Below are 19980 nucleotides of genomic sequence, written 5' to 3'. Positions count from 1 at the left end.
CGCTCTAGTAGTAGCCGCCGTTAGTCAATGCTCTGGGGATGATTGAGCGATTGTTTCTTGTGCCTTATTTTCAAAGCATTTTGTTTCGAAGCAGTCTGTTTCAACGCTATTTGTCTCTCGATAGCCTATTTTGAGACTGAACATTTCTGCTTCGTTCGTAATGGCTCACATTTCTTTTGGGCGATACGTTACGAGAAACCGATTGCTTACTTGTTCGAGTCACAGTCTGCCTATTCGCAGTCCGTTTGTTAGAAGCTTTGCCTGTTTTAGCTACTTGAGAAGCCCGGTTTTGTGACGCTTTGTCGCGGTATGCGTCTGTCTTGTAGGTTCGCGTCTTATCTATTGCTGACTTGTTCGTCCCTGTTCTGCGTAAGGCTGAATCTGCTTTAATAGACTGTTTTTTTGTCGGTTGGGGAGTCGCAAACCGATTGTCTTTAACCTGCTTTTTCTGTGCTCTGTTCGAAGTTTTAGCATAGTGGCGCTCATTAGTATCGAGCTTATGCAATAGGGCGGCTCTCGTTACCTGGTTATTCCTTTTTACCGGTTTGTGGTACTGCTTTTTCTCATCAAACCTTCTATTTGCTTTGCTTATGCTAAGACTTCGATCATTTGACAGTGCAGTGCCTTGTTTCGGCGCTTTTAACTGTGCATTTGAAATAGACCGCGATTTTGATATCGACCTTGAGCCGGGCGAACTAGTAAGATGCCTAGTAGATACACTTCTATCACTACTGTGCACAAAACGTGTAGGCCTTGTTTGCACTACGCGCGGTGAGTAACGGGCTCGCCTGTGATCCACACGATGCTCCCAGCGTTGATAATCATTGCTGATCACTCGTTTACGCTGACTGCCTCTGTAGAACCTGCGCACTGGCTGGCGATGCACAACCACATGGCGATTACTCCAGTGCACAGCTCCGAAAGAGAAGAAAGCCGATATTCTCACTCGCGGTGACCAATATACGTTTCTATGACGGTGATAATTAACGTGGTGAGACCAGAATATCGGCGCAACAGGGTGCCACCAATTTCCGTACACAATTTGAGGGTCGTAATAAGGTACATACACCACCTCTCGCTGACGAGGAGCGATATAAATAATCTCTCTGGAATTGTTTTGCTCTGTTTCTACTTCAATGTAGTCATTGGTATCCAAGTTCCCGGTGTTTCTTGCGTGTTGACGCAACACTTGAACGCGGTCGAGTACCCTGTCTTGGCTTATCAATACACTGTCGCCAAGTTGTTGCAGCCAGTCTAGATCATTAGCCATAGTGTTAAGTAAGTCTGCAAACGCGGCCAGCGCCTTCACACTTGGATCCCAATCCACACCTTCTAATACGTCTTCAACCTGCTCTGGGGTAAGGTGCTTATTACTTTGTCGCCACCTATCCGCTGAAACCACATCAAGGGGATAGGTGGAGGCAATGAGTATGTGTGTAAGTAAGGTATCTGGGTACAAAGCAATAGGGGCTAAAAGGCTGTCCAATTGCGCATCTGAGACTTCAGTTTGGCTAGTGGCCAACGTTTGATTGGCAGAAGTATCAACGGTTGACTGTTGAGCCATTGTCGGAAATCCGACTGCAGCGCCGCCAAGGGCAATCACAATAGATAGGGCTATGTTTTTCATACATTCTCCTTACATTGTCACTGTGCGCTTACTGTAGCGAACAAACAATGTTGGTAAGTCTGTATACGTTATAACTCCAAGATAATTAACCTAAGCTGAATAAAAAAGCCCGCTGACTGAAGCGGCGGGCGTTTTCTTGGTTGTGCAATTTAATTTAAACAGGATTCAGGTTACTTAAAAACGTGAGGATCGAATGCGTGGCCCAGCTTTTCCGTTTTGGTTTTTAGATAGTTTTTATTGTCTTTTGTTACGCCATGATCGATAGGTTTGCGAGATACAACATCTATTCCGAGTGCTTCAAGTGCCGCAAGCTTCTTAGGGTTGTTCGTCATTAACTCTACGCGGGTAACATCTAGTGTATCTAGCATGAGTTTACAGATGTCGTAACTACGAAGGTCAGCATCAAAGCCTAAATGTTCGTTAGCTTCTACCGTGTCCATGCCGCTGTCTTGAAGATTGTAAGCACGTATTTTATTAAGCAGTCCAATGCCGCGCCCCTCTTGGCGAAGGTATAGTAGTAAGCCAAAGCCGTTATCGACGATGTTTTGCATGGCTTTTTCTAATTGAAAACCGCAGTCGCAGCGGGTGCTAAAAAGGGAATCGCCGGTCAAGCATTCTGAGTGGATACGAATTGGCACAATATCGCCTTTCTTCCAGGTGCCGTATGACAAGGCAACGTGTTCTTGACCACTGGCTTCAACGAAACCGTGTATTTTGAATTCACCAAGCCGTGTTGGCAATTTTGCTGAACTGACAAATTCGTATTTAGGCTGTTTGCTACTCATGTTACTTCTACGCTTAGGACAGTAGGCCATATGTGGGGATAATCACAGCTTTTGCAAGCCTGATATCTGCACTGATCGCTACCGAATTTGGCAGCATCTTTTTTAGGTCGTCTTTACAATATCATTCTAACTATAAAGTGTTACATTGTATCATTTATAGAGTGTAATGGTGTACGTTAATAACAACGCGTTGCTACTAACGACCTATGATTATACGCATTTCATCCGGTTTTGGGGTATTTGCTCTATCACTCTTTTTTATTTGTTATAAATCAAAAGCGAGATCAACGATATGAGCCCAACAGAATAAGGGCGTTACAGCGGGGTGAAGTCGGCGAGAGGGGCTGGCACTGCTACACCATAGCCCTGAGCGAAATCGATTCCCATATTTCCTAATTGGGTCATTGTGGCTTCATTCTCCACAAATTCTGCCACTGTTTGCATGCCCATGGCCTTTGCCACATCCTTTATCGATGCAACCATAGCTGTGTCCACGGCGTCGCTGAGCATATCCTTTATGAACATGCCGTCTATTTTCACCTGATCCACAGGAAGGCTTTTAAGATAGTTATAGGATGAAAAGCCGCTGCCAAAGTCATCAAGAGAAAATGTGCAGCCTAAGTTTTTGAATGTGTGCATAAAGGCCAACGTGTCGTCCATTTTTATAATGGCCACTGACTCAATAACCTCAAAGCAAATTTTGCTATACGCAATACCGAAGGTTTCAAACGCATTCAGAATGAACAGCGTAAAATCTCTATCGGCCAGGGAGTGGCAGTTTAAGTTGATGCTACAGCGCTTAAGATTGTTCAAATGCTCAGGGTTTTCTGATAGCCACTTAAATGTATTTGTGACTACCCACTTGTCTACGTTCACGTTCATTTCGAAACGTTCCGCAGTAGGCAAGAAGTTTGCCGGCTCTACAATTTTACCATCGCTTTCTCGCAAGCGAAGCAGTACCTCGTAATAATACCCTTCATTGGCTTGGCTGAGTGGTCGCAGCGGTTGGTAATACAGTTCGAATCGATTTTCTTCTAACGCGTTGTTAATGGTCGATACCCAATCTAATTCGCGCTGATAGCGCTGGGTGCTCTCTTCATTACTGTTGTATCGATGAATTTGATTACGGCCTTGGTCTTTGGCGAAATAGCACGCCGCATCTGCCATGCTTAAGTACTGCCCAGCACTTGTGGTATTTTCATCGCATACCACCATGCCAATGCTCACGCCTAAATTGAAAATGCGGTTGTTCCACATAAAGCGGTAGTCTTGTACTGCATTGAGTATTTTTTCTGCGTTCTCAAAGACACTTTTCTCATCATAATCTGAGTAAATGATACCGAATTCATCGCCGCCTAAACGGGCGAGAAGGGCATTCTTTAAAAGCGTGTTTTCTATCAATCTGGCTATGTCTTTTATGAGAACGTCGCCAGCTTTATGGCCGCAAGTATCGTTCACCACCTTAAATCTATCTAAATCTAAGTATAGAAGGCACACAGGCGGGTTTGAAACTGATGCCACCTTACTTTTAAACTCGGATTCAAACTGGCGACGATTGTAGGCCCCTGTAAGAGAGTCATGGGTAGCTAAATAGCGTAAATTAAGGTCAGATTGTTTTTTCTCGGTGATGTCGATAATTGAGCCAAAAATATAGGGGCCATCACTATTTTCTTGCAAACGGCAAGACAACGAAATCCAAAACTCTTCACCATTTTTTCTTTTTGCTCTTATTTCTTTGCCAGTTAAGTGACCGGTTTGAGACAGTTCACCTAAGAGAAGTTGCCTGTCATCAGCGTTAGCATAGAAAACCGATGTTTTTGCGCCTGTTTCCAGCATGTCGTCCTCATCGGTATACCCAAAAAGCTTATACATCGCGGGGTTTACAGACACTAAATTACCTTCCCAAGTTGAGGTGTAATGTCCTTCTGCTGAGTTTCTAAATAAATGATAGAAATGGTTTAAGTTGGTAATAATCTCTTCTTTTTTAACCAACTGCTTTTTGTTGTAAAACCGTTCTTTTATTGCTGCGGCCATGCCTAAGCACAACAGCCCAAAGGCGGCAAAAAACAGCATAACTAAATAGACACTGAAGGTATAAACCATGAAGTGATAGAGGCCTTGAATCGATATTGCAAACAAGACAAAAAACGAGAGCCATCCAATTGAGAACAAGCGACTTGTTTGTCGATTTTCTTTAAACGTTAGCGCCAAAGCAACTTGGCTTACACCCATTACCGCAATAGTGCTAAGTAGAACTACAATTGCCACAGTGGACTCGATGAAAAAGCAATACAAGCATATAAAAGGAATGACAAAATTAATTGCTTTGAGGAACGCGGGCACTCGCGGAAATAGATGATGGGTTACTTTGGCAAAGCACAGCAACAGCAAGGTTGATGCAATTATGAATGCCGCTTCAGTAGTGTTGGTTAAGCTTGGCCACAAACCCAGTCCGCTGTGAAAAATGAAAAATAGCGTCAACATGGCCAGTGATGACATAGAAAGCCAAAACCGGATGGCAATACGCTGGTTAAAATAGGAAAGAAGAAAGTAAGCAATAATAAGAGTGAACACGCCAAGCACCGCACCTAGTGCAACCAGCATATTTGTATCGTATTGCTCTAAAACATCTCGTTCCCACAGCATAACGGGAATATGGTTTAGCCCAACATCCTTAATGCCAATGAGCAAGCGTACATTCTGATAGGGTTGAAGAGTAAAAGGCAATCGAATAGTGGGCACAGGTTGCGGTAGAGAAAGGTCTCCTTTTCCCGCTTGATAGCGATACGTTTTTATGATGCGCTCATTGTCGTTAAGCAGATAAAGCTGAAGGTCGTCAATGTTTAAGCGATCTACCTTTACCACAAGGGAGATAGGACTATAGCCGTCGTGACGTATATGGGTAGACAGCCACTTCCTCGTGTTTGCGGATGTGATCTGTTGACCTGAAAATGTATTCACTCCATCAAGCACATCAAAGTAGGTTGCCGAACCAGAGGCCTGAGTGATATCGCTGTTCTTGTTGATAAGCGCATGTTCAAAAGATTCATCAATGTAAATACTGTTTGCTTCCGCAATGCTTACTGGACCAAACAAAAGCGCGATTATGATGAAAATGAATGACAGTGTAGAGCGAATTGTAAGCCTGTTTACAGTAGGCTCGTTACTTTGGTAAACCGCAGAACGCAAATAAAGCTTGCTCAAACAGCCTTTGTCTACACCAGTAAAAGCGCGAGATAGCAAAAATGTCAAAGCGCTCCACACTAGCGTGTTAGAGCGAGTGATAATAAACGGTAAGAGTAATAGCGATGTGGCGTTCATTTCTTAATAGTAATTCATAGGTGACAACAAAGAAATGTAAGTTTGCAGTGAAGTTTATAAAAGGTCATCGCCCTGTTCTTTAAGATAATTGCTAATGATTTTAGGATGTTGTTCGCTGCCGACAGGCTCAAGCCATATCGCTTCGCATAGCCATTCTATACATAATAAACACTGAAATGGCTGTTGTCCTTTTAAAGAGGTTAACACCACTTGAAACCTATCAGCACCCCAATCAGCTTGTGAAGCTTGAAAATGAAATAGTGACACAAACTGAGTCAGCCATTGCTCGGTTTTTAGCGGCGTAGTAGGCAGTTGAAGGGCAATCTGAACGCTTGACTCAGTATTGTGAAGCGCTGCGATGACACTTGATGCAAGTAACTGCTGCATAATTTGAAACCCTGCTAGTTTAATCTGTTATCTATGTAAGGTGCACGTATACGGTGCTGTTGAATGAACAGCTGGCGCAATGCTAATGCTGATTTTCGGATAGCTAATTCGCCGCGCTTCAATTTACTGTAAGCCTAATTAATAGTGATAATATATCGACATAGTTAATGAAAAGCAGACTTTATCCTCAATTACATGCAGCATGAATCTAGGGCGCTTTCAAATCCGCTTTACGCAAATTGCTTTAAGGGCATGATAATTATAGATGTAAGCAACGCAAATTTTTGAACGGCACTTACAAGTTCAGGCATTTGCGAGAGATTATATCGATGAATAAAGGTCTAGTTAGAAGTAAACCTGCCGTTGATTATCCATGTATACACTACAACACAACAATAATAATTTTTATATGCGTTATGACAACGCACATTAAGGAAGGGGTATGTTAACACTACATCATTTAAATAACTCTCGCTCTCAGCGTATTCTGTGGTTGCTAGAGGAGCTCGGTGTTGAATACAAAATCGCGTTTTATGCGCGAGACAGTCAAACTAATTTGGCGCCCGATTCATTGCGAGCAGTCCATCCCCTAGGACGTTCACCGGTACTCACTACGCCGCATGGTGCCATCGCTGAATCTGGCGCTATCGTCGAATATTTAGTGCGTAATCATGCTGAATCTGGCTTTACTGTGCCTGAAGAGGGCAAAGCGTTGCAAGACTACCTATTTTGGCTTCATTTTGCTGAAGGGTCTTTGATGCCGCCGCTAGTGGCTAATCTTGTTTTAGAAAAAGCGCGTCAGAAAGGCTCTAAGCCGTTTTTCATAAAGCCCATCACCGACAAGTTAGTGGATGGGATCATAAACGCGTATTACGGCCCTAACTTGGCGCAGAGCCTTCGCTATGTAGAATCGTACCTTGCCAGTAACACATGGTTTGCGGGTGAGGAACCAACGGGAGCTGATATACAAATGATATTCCCGTTAGAGTCTCTCGTTGCGAGTGGTCGAGCTGATGATTTCGCAGCAATTCGCGGGTACGTTAAGCGTGTACATGAAAGACCAGCCTATCAGCGAGCTCTAGAAAAAGGAGGCGAATACGCCTACGCCTAGCCATTTCGGTTTTTAATCGTTGCGAGAAATGTAGTCGTCGATAAGTTTGATAAACGCGTCGCCGTAGCGCTCTAATTTGGTTTGCCCAACACCGCTTACTTCAAGCAAGGTATTGCGAGTGACGGGCAGTTTACAGGCCATATCGACCAAGGTCGCGTCACTGAATACCACATACGGCGGCACTTCGTTTTCTTCGGCCAGCACTTTGCGTAAATGCTTAAGTCGCGTAAACAAGGTGCGGTCGTAATTGGCAGGCGCTTGTTTGGCTTTTTTGTCAGGCTTAAATTCAAGTCTCGGTACGGCAAGCTGTACCGGTACTTCGCCTTTTAGTACAGGGCGAGAGGCCTCTGTAAGGCGCAGCGACGCATGTGCAGTAATATCAACGCGTATCAGCCCTTTATGAACCAGCTGATTCAAAATGTTATGCCAATAACTGTCTGATTTGTCCTTTCCTATTCCATAGGTGGAAAGTTGATGATGTCCTGCCTCTTGAAGCCTGCGAAGCTGTTTGCCTCGTAAAACATCAATGACGTATTGGCTTGATGCCTGTTGAGATAAACGCAAAATGCATGATAAGGCTTTTTGGGCTATTACAAGGCCATCCACCATTTTGGGGGGATCTAAACAAATATCACAGTTACCGCAGGCACTATCGCTAAATTGAGAAAAGTAATTAAGCAGAACTTGTCGTCGACATGTTTGCGCTTCTGAAAAGGCTTCCATAGCAGCAAACTTTTGAAGCTCTATGTGATTTCTATCACCGCTTTCGCCTTGTTCAATCCACTGCCTTACTCTGGCGGCATCTTTTTCGTCGAACAATAAAAGCGCTTCCGATTCCAGTCCGTCCCGTCCAGCGCGTCCGGTTTCCTGATAATAGCTCTCGACACTGCGAGGTACATCGTGATGCACCACGTAACGTACGTTAGACTTGTTGATGCCCATGCCGAAGGCCACGGTTGCTACCACAATATCAATTTTGTCATTGAGGAACTGACGCTGCACCAATTCTCGTTCATCGCTATCCATGCCGGCATGGTAGGCAGCGCAGCGAAAACCCAGCCTGAATAGCTTGGCGTGTAAATCGTCAACTTTAGCTCGGCTATTACAATAAATAATACCGCTGCCTTCTTGCTGCTTTACATAGCTAACAACCTGATCGAAGGCTTTGTATTTCGACATAACCCGGTAGCGAATATTGGGTCTGTCGAAACTGCCTTTGTACACTAGCGGCTCATGTAACGTGAGCTGACTTAAAATGTCGGCTTGAGTGGCGGTGTCTGCAGTAGCGGTTAAGCCAATAACGGGAATATGTGAAAAACGAGATTTTATTTTACCTAAAGCGCGATAATCTTGACGAAAGTCATGGCCCCAATGAGATACGCAGTGGGCCTCATCAATGGCAAATAAGGCAATTTCCGCTCTGTTGAGTAATTGCTGAAATGAATACTGCATTAGGCGCTCAGGAGACACGTAAAGTAAATCTAGCTTTCCTGCAATGAGCGCATCGTTGATATTGGCCTGAGCTTGTGCGTCTAGTGTGGAATTGAGATAATCCGCCTTAACGCCAAGGGCTTTAAGCTGCTCTACTTGATCTTGCATTAGGGATATCAGTGGCGACACCACAATGGCGGTACCGTCGCGAACTAATGCGGGTATTTGATAACACAACGACTTTCCACCGCCGGTAGGCAGTAGTACAAGTGCGTCACCACCGTTACACACATGGTGAATGACTTCCCCTTGGCCATCGCGAAATTCACCGTAACCGAAAACGTTTTTGAGTACGTTTTCTGGCGATACAGTGTTGTCAGGCCGAGGTGATAATTCTGTGGTGGCTAATGCAGTTGTCATGGTTGGGGATTTTACGCTTTTTTTGCTCTGTCTTCACGGAGCATTTGCAAAAACTAGACTAAAATTCAGCGCAAGCCCCTAACATCAAACCAAGCGATAAAGCATAACTACCTAAGAAAGAGTGAATAAACAAAAACGTATAAGCGCGTGTACAAATCAGTCCGTCATATTCTCATATGCAGCAACATGATAATCTAAGGGCTGTAGGATTGAGAAAGAATGTGTCAACAGGAGGTATAGTGTGGCTGACCAATTACCAGATTTAATCGAAGAGATTGTTACCGAAGGTATGGCTGATGACCCAGCGTCGTTATTAGCGGCGCTAAGTGGTCAAGACAATGTGTATATTGCTACGCTGTTAGAATCGTTGCCTGTTGAACCACGACTTGTGGTGTGGGAGGGAATTCCGCGAGAGCAAAAGCTGAACGTATTGGTTGAGATGCGTAGCGACCCCCGTGAAATTCTTATCGATAATACGCCGCACAACGAATGGGCGTCCATTTTTGCCGACATTTACGCCGATGATTTACTTGAGCTTCTCGACTCTTTACCCAAACGTCTTGTTGATTTGGCCTATGAGTCACTCGACTCCAAAGAGCGAAAGTACTTTAGAGAAGCCTCACTTTTTCCCGATAATCAGATAGGTCACTGGGTAAACCATGAGCAGCTTGTGCTGCCTTCTAACGCTAAAGTTAGAGAGGCATTGCGTTTATTGAAAAAAGATATCCCTCAGCACTGCGACAGTATTTACCTTGTTAATCGAACGGGGCAGTTTGCGGCACTCGTTAAAATAAACAACTTGTTTTCTGCATCAGAGGACAAGGCGTTATTGTCTCTTGCAGAAGAAAATATCACTACCTTTAAAGGCGATGACGATGCCATGAATGCATCGCTAATCGTGCAGCGCTCGGGGCTAGCGTCACTGCCCGTGGTGGATGAAAATAATACCTTGCTTGGCAGGTTAGATATTACTGCGGCCAGCGAATTAGTGAATGAGTTCTACGAGCGTCAGGTCATGGCTTCAGCAGGTATGGATGAAGACGAAGATTTGTTCTCTCCCGTGGCGAAAAGTGCCAGAAATAGGGCGCTTTGGCTGGGTATTAACTTACTTACTGCATTTATGGCATCGTGGTTTATTGGCTTGTTTGAAGCCACGCTTCAGCAGGTGGTTGCACTGGCAGTACTTATGCCTGTAGTAGCAAGTATGGGTGGTATTGCGGGTAGTCAAACGCTAACCCTTATAGTGCGAGGTTTGGCATTAGGGCAGGTGACTCCAGCCAATATTAAAGCATTGATGATCAAAGAGCTAAAAGTGGGCGGCGTTAATGGCGTTATATGGGCCTTGGTTATTGGTATTGTTGCCTATTTTTGGTTTACCGATGTGATGCTGGGCGTGGTTATTTGCTTAGCTATTTTATTCAATATTGTGGCGGCGGCTATTGCCGGTGTATTTGTGCCGATTGTTTTAGATAAATTGAAAATAGATCCTGCGCTGTCGGGGTCGGTTATTTTAACAACGGTAACAGATATCGTAGGCTTTGTGGCCTTCTTGGGGCTTGGTACATTATTTTTGCTCTAATGCACTAAACCATACTCACTGGCAGGGTTAACGGTGTTTAACCCGTTTATATAACACTTTGGGCCGCAAGCACAACTGAGCGCTTGTGTAAAATAGCGTTGTACTAAACAATAGCGCGCTTATAGCCTGTTTCGTTTTGGAGTTATCATTGTCTAAGCCAGCTTCTGCCGCCCAAGTGGGCGTTATCTGTGCGATAGCCGCTTACAGTATGTGGGGCGTCGCACCTGTTTATTTTAAACAGTTAATGGTACTTCCCGCTGCCGAAATATTAATGCATCGCGTCATTTGGTCGGTGGTATTGCTTGTGGGGTTTATCGCTGTACTCAAGCAATGGCCTAAGGTGATATCCGCATTAAAAAATAAGCGGGTGATGGTCATTCTTTTTTTCGCTGGCCTATTGCTAGGGGCTAATTGGTTACTGTTTATTTGGGCCATAAACAACGACCACCTACTCGACGCCAGCTTAGGCTATTACATTAATCCGCTTATTAATGTGTTTTTAGGGCGGGTATTCTTAGGCGAACGGCTTCGCAATCTGCAGAGAACGGCGGTTATTTTAGCGGTAGTGGGCGTCGGTATTTTGGTGCTTTCCTATGGTGAAATACCATGGATTGCGCTGGTATTGGCATCAAGTTTCAGTGTGTATGGCTTGCTGCGTAAGCAGGTGGCAGTAGATTCTCTGCCAGGTTTATTTATCGAGACACTCATGCTATCGCCGCTGGCCATAGGGTACTGGGTGCTTTACGGGTCACAATACAGCAACTTATTTAACAATAGCATCGACTTAAACCTGCTTATCTTCGCCGCCGGTATCGTGACCACTGCGCCGCTATTGTGCTTTACCGCTGCGGCAAGGCGTATCATGTATTCCACCTTAGGGTTCTTCCAATATATTGGTCCAACACTGATGTTTATTTTAGCGGTTTATCTCTACGGCGAACCGCTGGAAGAGGCAAGGCTAACCACCTTTGCGTTTGTGTGGCTGGCACTGGCTGTATTTAGTGCAGACTCTATTTACAACTTTCGCAGACAGCGACAGCAAGCGCGAGCTGCTGCGCTTCAAGCGGCAGAGCTTCAAAATTCAGAACTTCAAGCTTCAGAGCTTCAAGTCGCAGAGCAAGATAAATAGGCTATGCGTGAAGTATAAGAAAGGTGAAATTCGTGGGCGTAGATACGTTAGTGTAATGAAAAACCAGTGGCTACTGATGGATGGCGTGTAGCGACTCGTCAAACATCACCTTGTTACGGCCACTGTTTTTAGCTGCATAAAGCTGCTTATCGGCGTCGCTGATGAGGTTATCGATTCGCTGGGTCAAGACGCCGCTCATACCAATACTGCATGTGACGTGGGTAGTCCCCCTTGGAAGTTCGATAGATTCATTTTTCACTACTTTTCTAAAGTCATCTAAGCGTTTGCAGGCCTCTTCGAATGGTGTATTTGGTAAGTAAATACAAAACTCTTCACCGCCAAATCGCGAAATGATTTCGTCGGGAAAATAAAACTCAATGAGTGCAGCAACGGCTTTTAATACCGCATCTCCAGCGTCATGCCCATGAGTATCGTTAATTGCCTTGAAGAAATCTAAATCAATGAGTGCCAGTGCATGGTTGTCGGACAGCTGCTGGTGCCCCATGGTAACGGTATAAAAGAAATGTCTTCTATTTGGCAGGCCGGTTAAATAATCGGTATTTGCAGCGCGCCTTATTGCTTCAACGCTTTCAATGTATTCCACATTTTGCATAACCCGGCATAAAAACTCTTCGTGACAATAGGGGATACGCAAAAAGTCATTGGCTCCGCTTTTAATAAAGTGGGCAGACATCAGCATACCCTGACCGCCGGCAATGCCCATCACCGCTAATTGCTCTTTTGAAAATGCTTTACGAAGACTGGCAACAAATACGGTACCGGACATATCAGGAAGTGTATTGTCGGTAATAACAAGTCTAATGTGTTTGTGTGTCGACAGGGTCGTCATGGCCTCACTGGCGGTAAGGCATTCGTATACCACAAAGTTATGGCGCTCAAGTAACGATAAGGTGCGTGTTCGTTGCACTCTATTGGTACTGACTACCACTACGCCGGTAGATTTATTCTTTTCAAGACGAGATATTAAGCGAATGAGGTAGTCGTAATTCTGCGCGTTTTCTTTAGGGATGTAGTCGACCACATCCCTTTCAAGCACTTTGTCGCGAGTAAGGGTGTCTAAGCTTTCTGTTGTGGCAATGGTAGGGACATAAGCGTCAATGGCAAAATCGATAGCTTCGCCTTTTGGCGCGTCTGGCAATGAGTACGCTACGATGGCGCATAAAAAGGTTTCTGGTGTGTTTTGCGCAAAGCGGGCTCTGCCTTCGGTAAGCGATGTCGCGCCCACAGGCGTGAGTCCTGCGCGCCTTACGAGCTTGGAAATGATCTCAAGGTTGTTGTCGCCATTTTCAATGACCAGCACATGTTGCTGCATATAGTCCAACTTGGATATAGGCTACCTTGCCGAATAATTGCTACGCTTTATCCAATTTAGCGTAGGCGAGAACTAACCATTTACTGCCAAACTCATCAAAGTTTACCTGCACGCGAGCGTGCTCACCACTACCTTCATAATTTAGCACAATACCTTCACCAAATTTGCGGTGCACAACCCGTTCGCCCAACTTAAAACCGGTTTCCTCAAACGACGCGTGAGACGTCATCTGATTAAAGCGATTGTGGACAGGACGCGAAATAGTAGACTTTAAGCGCACTTCTTCAATGCAGTCCTCCGGCATTTCACGAATAAAGCGCGACGCGGTGTGGTATTTGTCTTGACCATATAATCTACGATTTTCTGCATAAGTGATATACAACTTTTGCATAGCACGCGTCATTCCAACATAGCAGAGACGACGCTCTTCTTCCATCCGTCCAGGCTCATCATTGGTCATTTGGCTTGGGAACATACCTTCTTCAACACCGGCCAAAAACACCAACGGAAACTCTAAGCCTTTCGCCGTGTGGATAGTCATCATTTGTACTGCGTCTTGATCTTTATCGGCTTGGGTGTCGCCTGCTTCAAGCGACGCATGAGCTAAAAAGGCCGCCAGTGGCGTCATTTCTTCTGCTTCATCGGGCACAATAAAGGTTTTGCATGCTGTAACCAATTCTTCCAAGTTTTCTAAACGGGCTTGCGCTTTCTCGCCCCGTTCAGACTGGTACATGGCATACAGCCCAGACTGGCGAATAGCTTTGTCTGCCTGTTGTTCTAAAGGATCGTCAGCGGTAGATTGCTCGAGCTCGGTAATAAGCAACACGAAGCTTTGAATAGCATTTAGAGCTCGTCCTTTTAACGAGGCCTCGTTGATCAGTAGTTGGCTTGCTTGCCACATAGAGCAGTTGTGGGTTCTGGCAGTGTCTCGAACTTGAGACAAGGTCTTCTCACCAATGCCACGACTTGGCGTATTCACCACACGTTCAAAGGCAGCATCGTCGTGAGGGTGACTTACCATGCGCATATAGCCTAGCGCATCTCTTATTTCTTGGCGTTCGAAGAAGCGCAGGCCGCCATATATACGATAGGCCAGTCCTTCGTGAAGTAATGCTTCTTCTAGCACACGAGATTGGGCATTGTTTCGGTATAAAATGGCGGTATCGCTAAGTGCATTACCTTGGTTAAGCCAGTCTTTTATTTTCGACACAATAAAACGAGCTTCATCCAGCTCGTTAAACCCGGCATACACCGAAATGGGTTCACCTTGACTATCTTCAGTCCAAAGCTCTTTACCTAAACGACCTGTGTTGTTGTCGATGACGGTATTGGCCGCTTTCAGTATGTTGCCCGTAGAGCGGTAGTTTTGCTCTAGGCGAATTGTTGCTGGTGATTCAAAGTCTTTTAGAAAGTGCTGAATGTTGTCTACATTCGCACCGCGCCAACCGTATATAGATTGGTCGTCATCGCCCACAATCATAATATTGTTATTATCGCCGCTGCTCAGCATGCGTAACCAAGCATATTGAATGTTGTTGGTATCTTGGAATTCATCAACTAACACCGCGCGAAAACGACGCTGGTAGTGGGCTAATACTTCAGGATTTTTCGCCCATAGCTCGTGAGCGCGTAACAGGAGTTCAGCAAAGTCTACAAGGCCTGAGCGATCGCAGGCATCTTGATAAGCGGTATACACTTCGCGCATGGTTTTTTGAATAGGGTCATCAAAGGTTTCAATGTGCTGAGGGCGAAGTCCTTCGTCTTTATTACCGTTGATATACCATTGAATTTGGCGAGGTGGATAGTGCTTCTCGTCTAAATTCATGGCCTTTAAAATTCGACGAATTAGGCGATACTGATCGTCTGAATCAATGATTTGAAAATTCTCTGGCAGTCGTGCTTCAGCGTGGTGAGCGCGCAACAGGCGATGGGCTAACCCGTGGAACGTGCCAATCCACATGTTATGCAGGCTTTTGCCCATAAGTGACTCTATACGACCGCGCATCTCTTTAGCGGCTTTATTTGTGAACGTAACGGCTAAGATTGAGAAGGGCGCAATATTTTCGACTTCCATCAACCACGCTATGCGGTGAACAAGCACGCGGGTTTTGCCACTACCAGCGCCTGCTAATACCAGCGCGTTTGAGAGCGGTGCTGCTACAGCCTCACGTTGTTTGTCGTTAAGCTCGTCTAGCAGTCTGGATACATCCATAGTGTGGCACCTATTATTTTATTTCATTCACAAATTAGAAGCGTGGCTATTATGCCAGCTGCCTGTTAATTTATACAGTCTAGTTTTGGCTTCTTATATCTTGAATAGGTGTGCAAGTACTGTTAGGAGTCTTGTGAAGAGAAAGGTAAAAATTGACAGATAAAAACCTAATGGAATAACTAATAATAAATTGTTTAGCTAAGTTGATCGAAATCCACCGCCAGCAGGTATCACTGTCATATTGCAATTCGTCAATCTCAGGTAAACTCATCGTTTACGCTTCGCTGTCCAATATCACTGCGTCTAAGATAAATACCAACGGGAAATGCTATGTCTGTTACCTCTACGCCCATCGATTTTTGGTCTACTTTAAAACAAGAAGCAAAAGTTGTTGCAGATAATGAACCGTTATTATCAAGCTATGTTCATGCAAGTGTATTGGCGCACCATAACTTTGAATCGTGTTTAAGCTTTATTCTTTCCAATAAAATGGCTGATGATGTGATGCCAGCCCTCGCTATACGGGAAGTCTTCGATCAGGCCTATTTACTAGAGCCAGGGATCAGTGAAGCGGCTACCGCAGATATTTTAGCCATTAAAGCGCGTGATGCCGCGGTAGGCGACTTCTTAACGCCGCTGCTTCATTTTAAAGGTTTTCACGCTGTTCAAGTACATCGTATGGCGCATTATTTATGGATGCACGGTCGTCATCAGCTTGCTCTTTTTCTTCAAAGCCGCAATTCAGCAAGCTTTAGTGTGGATATTCATCCGGCTGCGAAAATTGGTAAAGGCGTGATGTTTGACCATGCTACAGGTATCGTTATTGGTGAGACCGCTGTGGTTGAAGATAACGTGTCGCTGCTACAAAGCGTTACGCTAGGCGGCACCGGCAACGAGTCTGGCGATCGTCACCCTAAAATTCGCCAAGGCGTTTTAGTGGGAGCCGGGGCTAAAATTCTAGGCAATATTGAAGTGGGCGAAGGGTCAAAAGTTGGCGCAGGAAGCGTGGTGCTAAACGACGTACCACCCCATGTTACCGTAGTTGGCGTGCCGGCAAAAGTGGTGGGCCGCCCAGTGTGTCAACACCCTTGCGAGTCTATGCAGCAAAACGTGCTTGAGGATAATGTCTAAACAACATGTTTAGACACTCAAGCCGAGCTTTTTGCGTTTAAACTCAGCCCCCAGCCTTTAATTTCAGCCCTAAGCTTAAGCAATTCGCTAAGTTTGCTGGGCCGTACTCTTTTTTAAAGCTTCCTATTTAAAGCTTCCTGCTCATAACACCTTGCCTAAAGCTCCCTGCGCATAAAACCTTACTTGTAGCGCATCGTTTTAGAAAAAACGTTAGGCTGCTATGCCTATTAACGACAAAAGTGAGCGAGTTCTGACAATGTGGATAGCGAGACATGTGGCAACACCGAAACAGGCTCGTTTCGCAGCGCCATTGGTCGATTGCAGGCAAACCAAGCTGCCTGAAATTGCGCATTTATCGCCCCAAGCACATCTTTAATAATGTTATCGCCCACATGTAATATGTTACCGGCGGGAATACCCAATATTGCGGCTGCTTCGTTGAACATATCCGGTGCCGGTTTCATTGGCCTAGTTGTACTGGCATGCAAAATAGTCTCAAAATAGGGCGTGATGCCTATTTTATCAGCGTCTACATTACCGTTGGTTATACCAACAAGGGGCATATTATCACTCAGCAGTTTGAGGATGTTATGCACGTCATCATCTAAGGTTAAATCACTTCTCGCATCGTAAAAGCAATTAAAGCATGCATCCACAGCGCTGTTTAACTCTGCGTCATCCGGTATTTCTATAGAAAGAGAGTGTTCATTTTTACCAGAAAGGGCCGCGGTTAATATGACTCTGCGCAATTGCCCCATATCTGAGGCTAAGCTACCGTCTAGATTAACGGCAGCTTGCTTAAGTAAGTACCAGTCGCGAGGGGTAAGCGCAGCGGCATTACTGTGATGGGCTTTTAAATGGGCGGCAAGGGCAGCTTCGGCTTGCCTAATAACGGGTTCGTTATTGTATAGGGTGTCATCGAGGTCAAAGGTCATGGCCTTTACTTCGTTAAGGGGGCGGTAAAACTGCATAAACTAGCTGGCCTTAATGTATCGTATTTAAATGTCGCGTTTACTTTTTATGCGCACGAGGGTGGGCTGCATCATAAACATTAGCGAGGTGTTGAAAGTCGAGGTGAGTATATACCTGTGTTGTAGACAAGTTGGCGTGCCCTAGTAATTCTTGAACCGCCCGTAAATCTCCGCTCGATTCTAGTACGTGGGTTGCGAAGGAATGGCGCAATTTATGGGGGCTTACTTTTTGGGATATAGATTGCTCTTGGGCCATTTTATCGAGTCTGTTGGCAACTTGACGATTAGATATCCGCGTTTTTCGCTTGCTAACAAACACCGCGCTTTCATAGGGAGAAGCGAGAGCCGGCCTTACTTTTAACCAGGCATTCAGGGCTTTTTGAGCGTGGCGACCTAAGGGCAAAATACGTTGCTTGCTACCTTTGCCCGTTACTCTCACCGTGCCGTCTTTTAAACAATCGGCGAGATTAAGCCCGGTAAGCTCGTTTAATCGCAGACCGCAGCCGTACATCAATTCAAACATGGCGTTATCGCGAAGCTTCATTCCCTCGTCGTCATCACTTGAAGGCCGAGCGGTAAGCAGTTGCTGCATTTCATCAACGCTAAGCTGTTTCGGTAGTGGCTTTCCTTGCTTAGGCGCATGGATACCCTCTAAAGGGTTACTGAATAATTGCTTGTGTTCAATTAGGTAGCTGCAAAACGTACGAAGAGCAGAAAGCCGAAGTGCGATACTGCGTGCGCTGTGCCCCGACATTTTTGAATCGGCCATAACGCGTTTTATATCGCTAGGGGTTAGTCCTGACCATTCAAATAAGCCAAGCAGTTTTGCCACTTCGGTGAGTTGTCGTTGATAATTTTTTACGGTGTGAGCGGACAAGCCGCGCTCTACTTGAAGGTGTAGCAAAAACTTATCAAGCCAGTGCTGACAGGCATCGCTTAACATGGACTCATTAGAACCAGACGGAGTGTCACCTGAGCTAGCGCGGAAATTGGCCGGCACGGGGGCTAATACCCCATCATCTCTGGCAATATAATGTTGAGTACTTGTTGCAGCTGTTGAAGCAGCAAGGTATCCATCTCAGGGGTGAAGTGGCTAGCATCGCTACTGCTTATTCCCAATATACCTAATTCGCGTTTATCACCAAGCAGCATTAATGCCACCGATTCGGCACTGCTTTCACCGAATAGTAGCTGTCTTTCATGTTGAGAAAGTCGTCCGAAGAAAAAATTAGACTCTTTAAAACGCTTTTCTGTGAACAAACGTTGCTGCAGTTCGGGAATGGCGTGGGGGCCTTTAAAGCTTTTAATAACCGCAGAGGATAACTGAAGGCGTTCTTGTAGCACGTCTTCAAGCGTAAATTGCACCTCCGCGACGCTTTTGCATCTAAGCAGCTGAACATTTAAATCGGTATAAACGCGATATATTTTTTCATTTTGCTTCGCAATAGAAACTAACTGGTTAAGCTTGAAGTTGAGCTGACGCACTTTTTTTCTAAGCTGTTCACTCTGAATTTCTACTAGAGAAACACTTCCTTTTTGTTCATGGGGAAGGTTTATTTTTTCAAGTAGCTCTGGGTATTGCACAAAGAGCTCAGGGTTTTCTAACAAATAGTCACGCACCTGCGCTGGGGTTAGTGCAGAGGTGTCTGTAAAGGGCTCAATAATTTGAGTTGCGTTAGATTGCCCTAGTAATTCGCTCATATCGTTATCTGTCCGTCATATACGTGTTCAGCAGGTCCAGTCATTTTCATCACGCTATCTGGGCCTGGCCAGCGAATACGTAAACTGCCTCCGGGCAAATCTACCCGCACATCGGTTCCTAATTTACCTTGTATTTGACCGATTGCAACTGCCGCGCATGCGCCGCTTCCACAGGCTAAGGTTTCACCTGAACCACGTTCAAATACACGAAGTTTAATATGCGACTCGTTGATAACCTGCATAAAACCAACATTCACACCTTCAGGAAAACGCTCATGTCGCTCTACCAATGGGCCAATTTCATGTACGGCGGCGGTATCAACATCATCGACTTCCATTACACAATGGGGGTTGCCCATTGAGGCGGCGCCAATAAATAAGGTTTTTTCACCTACTCGTAAAATGTAGGTGTTTTCTTGCTTATTTGCTTTTAAAGGAACAGATGCTGGCTCAAACATGGGCTTACCCATATTAACGGTAACCTGACCATCTTTTTCGAGATACAGCACCATTTTTCCGGCTTTGGTGCTTACCACAATTTTGTTGCGGTTAATAAGGCCATGTTGTTTTACAAAACGTGCAAAACAACGCGCGCCGTTGCCACACTGCTCTACTTCCGAACCATCTGCATTAAAAATGCGATAGTGGAAATCTTGCTCCGGGTCGTAAGGAGGCTCAACCATTAATAGTTGATCAAAGCCAATACCGAAGTTCCGGTCGGCCAGCTGTTTTATTTTATCTTTTGAGAAAAACACATTCTGGGTAACGTTATCAATAACCATGAAATCGTTACCCAAGCCGTGCATTTTAGAAAATTGAACCTGCATTAACGGTGCATCTTT

15 protein-coding genes are annotated in these 19980 nt (G+C 45.1%); 4 read left to right on the top strand and 11 right to left on the bottom strand.

The features are described from left to right. Positions 1-106 precede the first annotated feature (106 nt). The 4 genes from O9X84_RS05060 to O9X84_RS05045 form a co-directional block, all read right to left on the bottom strand. Positions 107-1627 carry a DUF3300 domain-containing protein gene (locus O9X84_RS05060; RefSeq protein WP_269518528.1) on the bottom strand — a complete coding sequence of 507 codons (1521 nt, stop codon included), beginning with the start codon at positions 1625-1627 and terminating at the stop codon, positions 107-109. 170 nt (positions 1628-1797) lie between these two features. Further along, the gene (ribA, locus tag O9X84_RS05055) at positions 1798-2412 is read right to left on the bottom strand and encodes a GTP cyclohydrolase II (protein WP_269518527.1); all 615 of its coding nucleotides are present in this window, start codon (positions 2410-2412) and stop codon (positions 1798-1800) included. A 315-nt stretch (positions 2413-2727) separates the two neighbouring features. Further along, a complete protein-coding gene (locus O9X84_RS05050; protein WP_269518526.1) occupies positions 2728-5664 on the bottom strand; it encodes an EAL domain-containing protein in 2937 nt (978 codons plus the stop codon). Between the two features lie 123 nt (positions 5665-5787). Then, a complete protein-coding gene (locus tag O9X84_RS05045) occupies positions 5788-6120 on the bottom strand; it encodes a hypothetical protein (RefSeq protein WP_269518525.1) in 333 nt (110 codons plus the stop codon). A 442-nt stretch (positions 6121-6562) separates the two neighbouring features. On the opposite strand from O9X84_RS05045, the gene O9X84_RS05040 reads away from it, so the two are divergent. Further along, complete coding sequence (locus tag O9X84_RS05040; protein ID WP_269518524.1) at positions 6563-7231, top strand: glutathione S-transferase; 669 nt, start codon at positions 6563-6565, stop codon at positions 7229-7231. Positions 7232-7243: 12 nt separating this feature from the next. Here O9X84_RS05040 and recQ read toward each other — a convergent pair whose 3' ends face one another. After that, a complete protein-coding gene (gene recQ / locus O9X84_RS05035) occupies positions 7244-9082 on the bottom strand; it encodes a DNA helicase RecQ (protein WP_269518523.1) in 1839 nt (612 codons plus the stop codon). Between the two features lie 241 nt (positions 9083-9323). Between recQ and O9X84_RS05030 the strand changes: the two genes are divergently transcribed. Then, the gene (locus O9X84_RS05030) at positions 9324-10661 is read left to right on the top strand and encodes a magnesium transporter (protein ID WP_269518522.1); all 1338 of its coding nucleotides are present in this window, start codon (positions 9324-9326) and stop codon (positions 10659-10661) included. A gap of 148 nt (positions 10662-10809) precedes the next feature. Then, entirely contained in the window at positions 10810-11790 is a 981-nt protein-coding gene (gene rarD / locus O9X84_RS05025) for an EamA family transporter RarD (protein WP_269518521.1), read from the top strand. A gap of 70 nt (positions 11791-11860) precedes the next feature. Here the strand turns inward: rarD and O9X84_RS05020 are convergent, their stop codons facing one another. Together O9X84_RS05020 and uvrD are read right to left on the bottom strand one after the other, a co-directional pair. Beyond that, positions 11861-13123: a GGDEF domain-containing response regulator gene (locus O9X84_RS05020; RefSeq protein WP_269518520.1), complete on the bottom strand. Its 1263-nt coding sequence runs from the start codon at positions 13121-13123 to the stop codon at positions 11861-11863. A gap of 40 nt (positions 13124-13163) precedes the next feature. Next, entirely contained in the window at positions 13164-15335 is a 2172-nt protein-coding gene (gene uvrD / locus O9X84_RS05015; protein ID WP_269518519.1) for a DNA helicase II, read from the bottom strand. A 330-nt stretch (positions 15336-15665) separates the two neighbouring features. Between uvrD and cysE the strand changes: the two genes are divergently transcribed. Next, on the top strand, positions 15666-16466 hold the full coding sequence (cysE, locus tag O9X84_RS05010) for a serine O-acetyltransferase (RefSeq protein ID WP_032094643.1): 801 nt from the start codon (positions 15666-15668) through the stop codon (positions 16464-16466). 227 nt (positions 16467-16693) lie between these two features. On the opposite strand, the gene O9X84_RS05005 is transcribed toward cysE, so the two are convergent. The 4 genes from O9X84_RS05005 to dapF all read right to left on the bottom strand — a co-directional run bounded on the left by O9X84_RS05005 (position 16694) and on the right by dapF (position 19965). Further along, a complete protein-coding gene (locus tag O9X84_RS05005) occupies positions 16694-17437 on the bottom strand; it encodes an HAD-IA family hydrolase (RefSeq protein WP_269518517.1) in 744 nt (247 codons plus the stop codon). A gap of 40 nt (positions 17438-17477) precedes the next feature. Then, positions 17478-18380, bottom strand: coding sequence for a tyrosine recombinase XerC (gene xerC / locus O9X84_RS05000; protein WP_269518748.1), 903 nt, complete (start codon positions 18378-18380; stop codon positions 17478-17480). A 62-nt stretch (positions 18381-18442) separates the two neighbouring features. Further along, positions 18443-19138 (bottom strand): DUF484 family protein, encoded by a 696-nt coding sequence (locus O9X84_RS04995; protein WP_269518516.1) that lies wholly within the window; start codon positions 19136-19138, stop codon positions 18443-18445. After that, complete coding sequence (dapF, locus tag O9X84_RS04990) at positions 19135-19965, bottom strand: diaminopimelate epimerase (RefSeq protein ID WP_032094640.1); 831 nt, start codon at positions 19963-19965, stop codon at positions 19135-19137. The genes O9X84_RS04995 and dapF overlap by 4 nt, the downstream gene beginning before the upstream one ends. Positions 19966-19980 lie beyond the last annotated feature (15 nt).

Source organism: Alteromonas sp. BMJM2, assembly GCF_027257845.1.
Classification (GTDB): Bacteria; Pseudomonadota; Gammaproteobacteria; order Enterobacterales; family Alteromonadaceae; genus Alteromonas.
This window is presented reverse-complemented; position numbering and strand designations above follow the sequence as displayed.

What these genes read in the sequence shown, in the direction of transcription:
- O9X84_RS05060 (WP_269518528.1), bottom strand. Translation starts at nt 1,627, where the DNA reads ATGAAAAACATAGCCCTATCTATTGTGATTGCCCTTGGCGGCGCTGCA.
- ribA (WP_269518527.1), bottom strand. Translation starts at nt 2,412, where the DNA reads ATGAGTAGCAAACAGCCTAAATACGAATTTGTCAGTTCAGCAAAATTG.
- O9X84_RS05045 (WP_269518525.1), bottom strand. Translation starts at nt 6,120, where the DNA reads ATGCAGCAGTTACTTGCATCAAGTGTCATCGCAGCGCTTCACAATACT.
- O9X84_RS05040 (WP_269518524.1), top strand. Translation starts at nt 6,563, where the DNA reads ATGTTAACACTACATCATTTAAATAACTCTCGCTCTCAGCGTATTCTG.
- recQ (WP_269518523.1), bottom strand. Translation starts at nt 9,082, where the DNA reads ATGACAACTGCATTAGCCACCACAGAATTATCACCTCGGCCTGACAAC.
- O9X84_RS05020 (WP_269518520.1), bottom strand. Translation starts at nt 13,123, where the DNA reads ATGCAGCAACATGTGCTGGTCATTGAAAATGGCGACAACAACCTTGAG.
- uvrD (WP_269518519.1), bottom strand. Translation starts at nt 15,335, where the DNA reads ATGGATGTATCCAGACTGCTAGACGAGCTTAACGACAAACAACGTGAG.
- cysE (WP_032094643.1), top strand. Translation starts at nt 15,666, where the DNA reads ATGTCTGTTACCTCTACGCCCATCGATTTTTGGTCTACTTTAAAACAA.
- O9X84_RS05005 (WP_269518517.1), bottom strand. Translation starts at nt 17,437, where the DNA reads ATGCAGTTTTACCGCCCCCTTAACGAAGTAAAGGCCATGACCTTTGAC.
- xerC (WP_269518748.1), bottom strand. Translation starts at nt 18,380, where the DNA reads ATGTTAAGCGATGCCTGTCAGCACTGGCTTGATAAGTTTTTGCTACAC.
- O9X84_RS04995 (WP_269518516.1), bottom strand. Translation starts at nt 19,138, where the DNA reads ATGAGCGAATTACTAGGGCAATCTAACGCAACTCAAATTATTGAGCCC.
- dapF (WP_032094640.1), bottom strand. Translation starts at nt 19,965, where the DNA reads ATGCAGGTTCAATTTTCTAAAATGCACGGCTTGGGTAACGATTTCATG.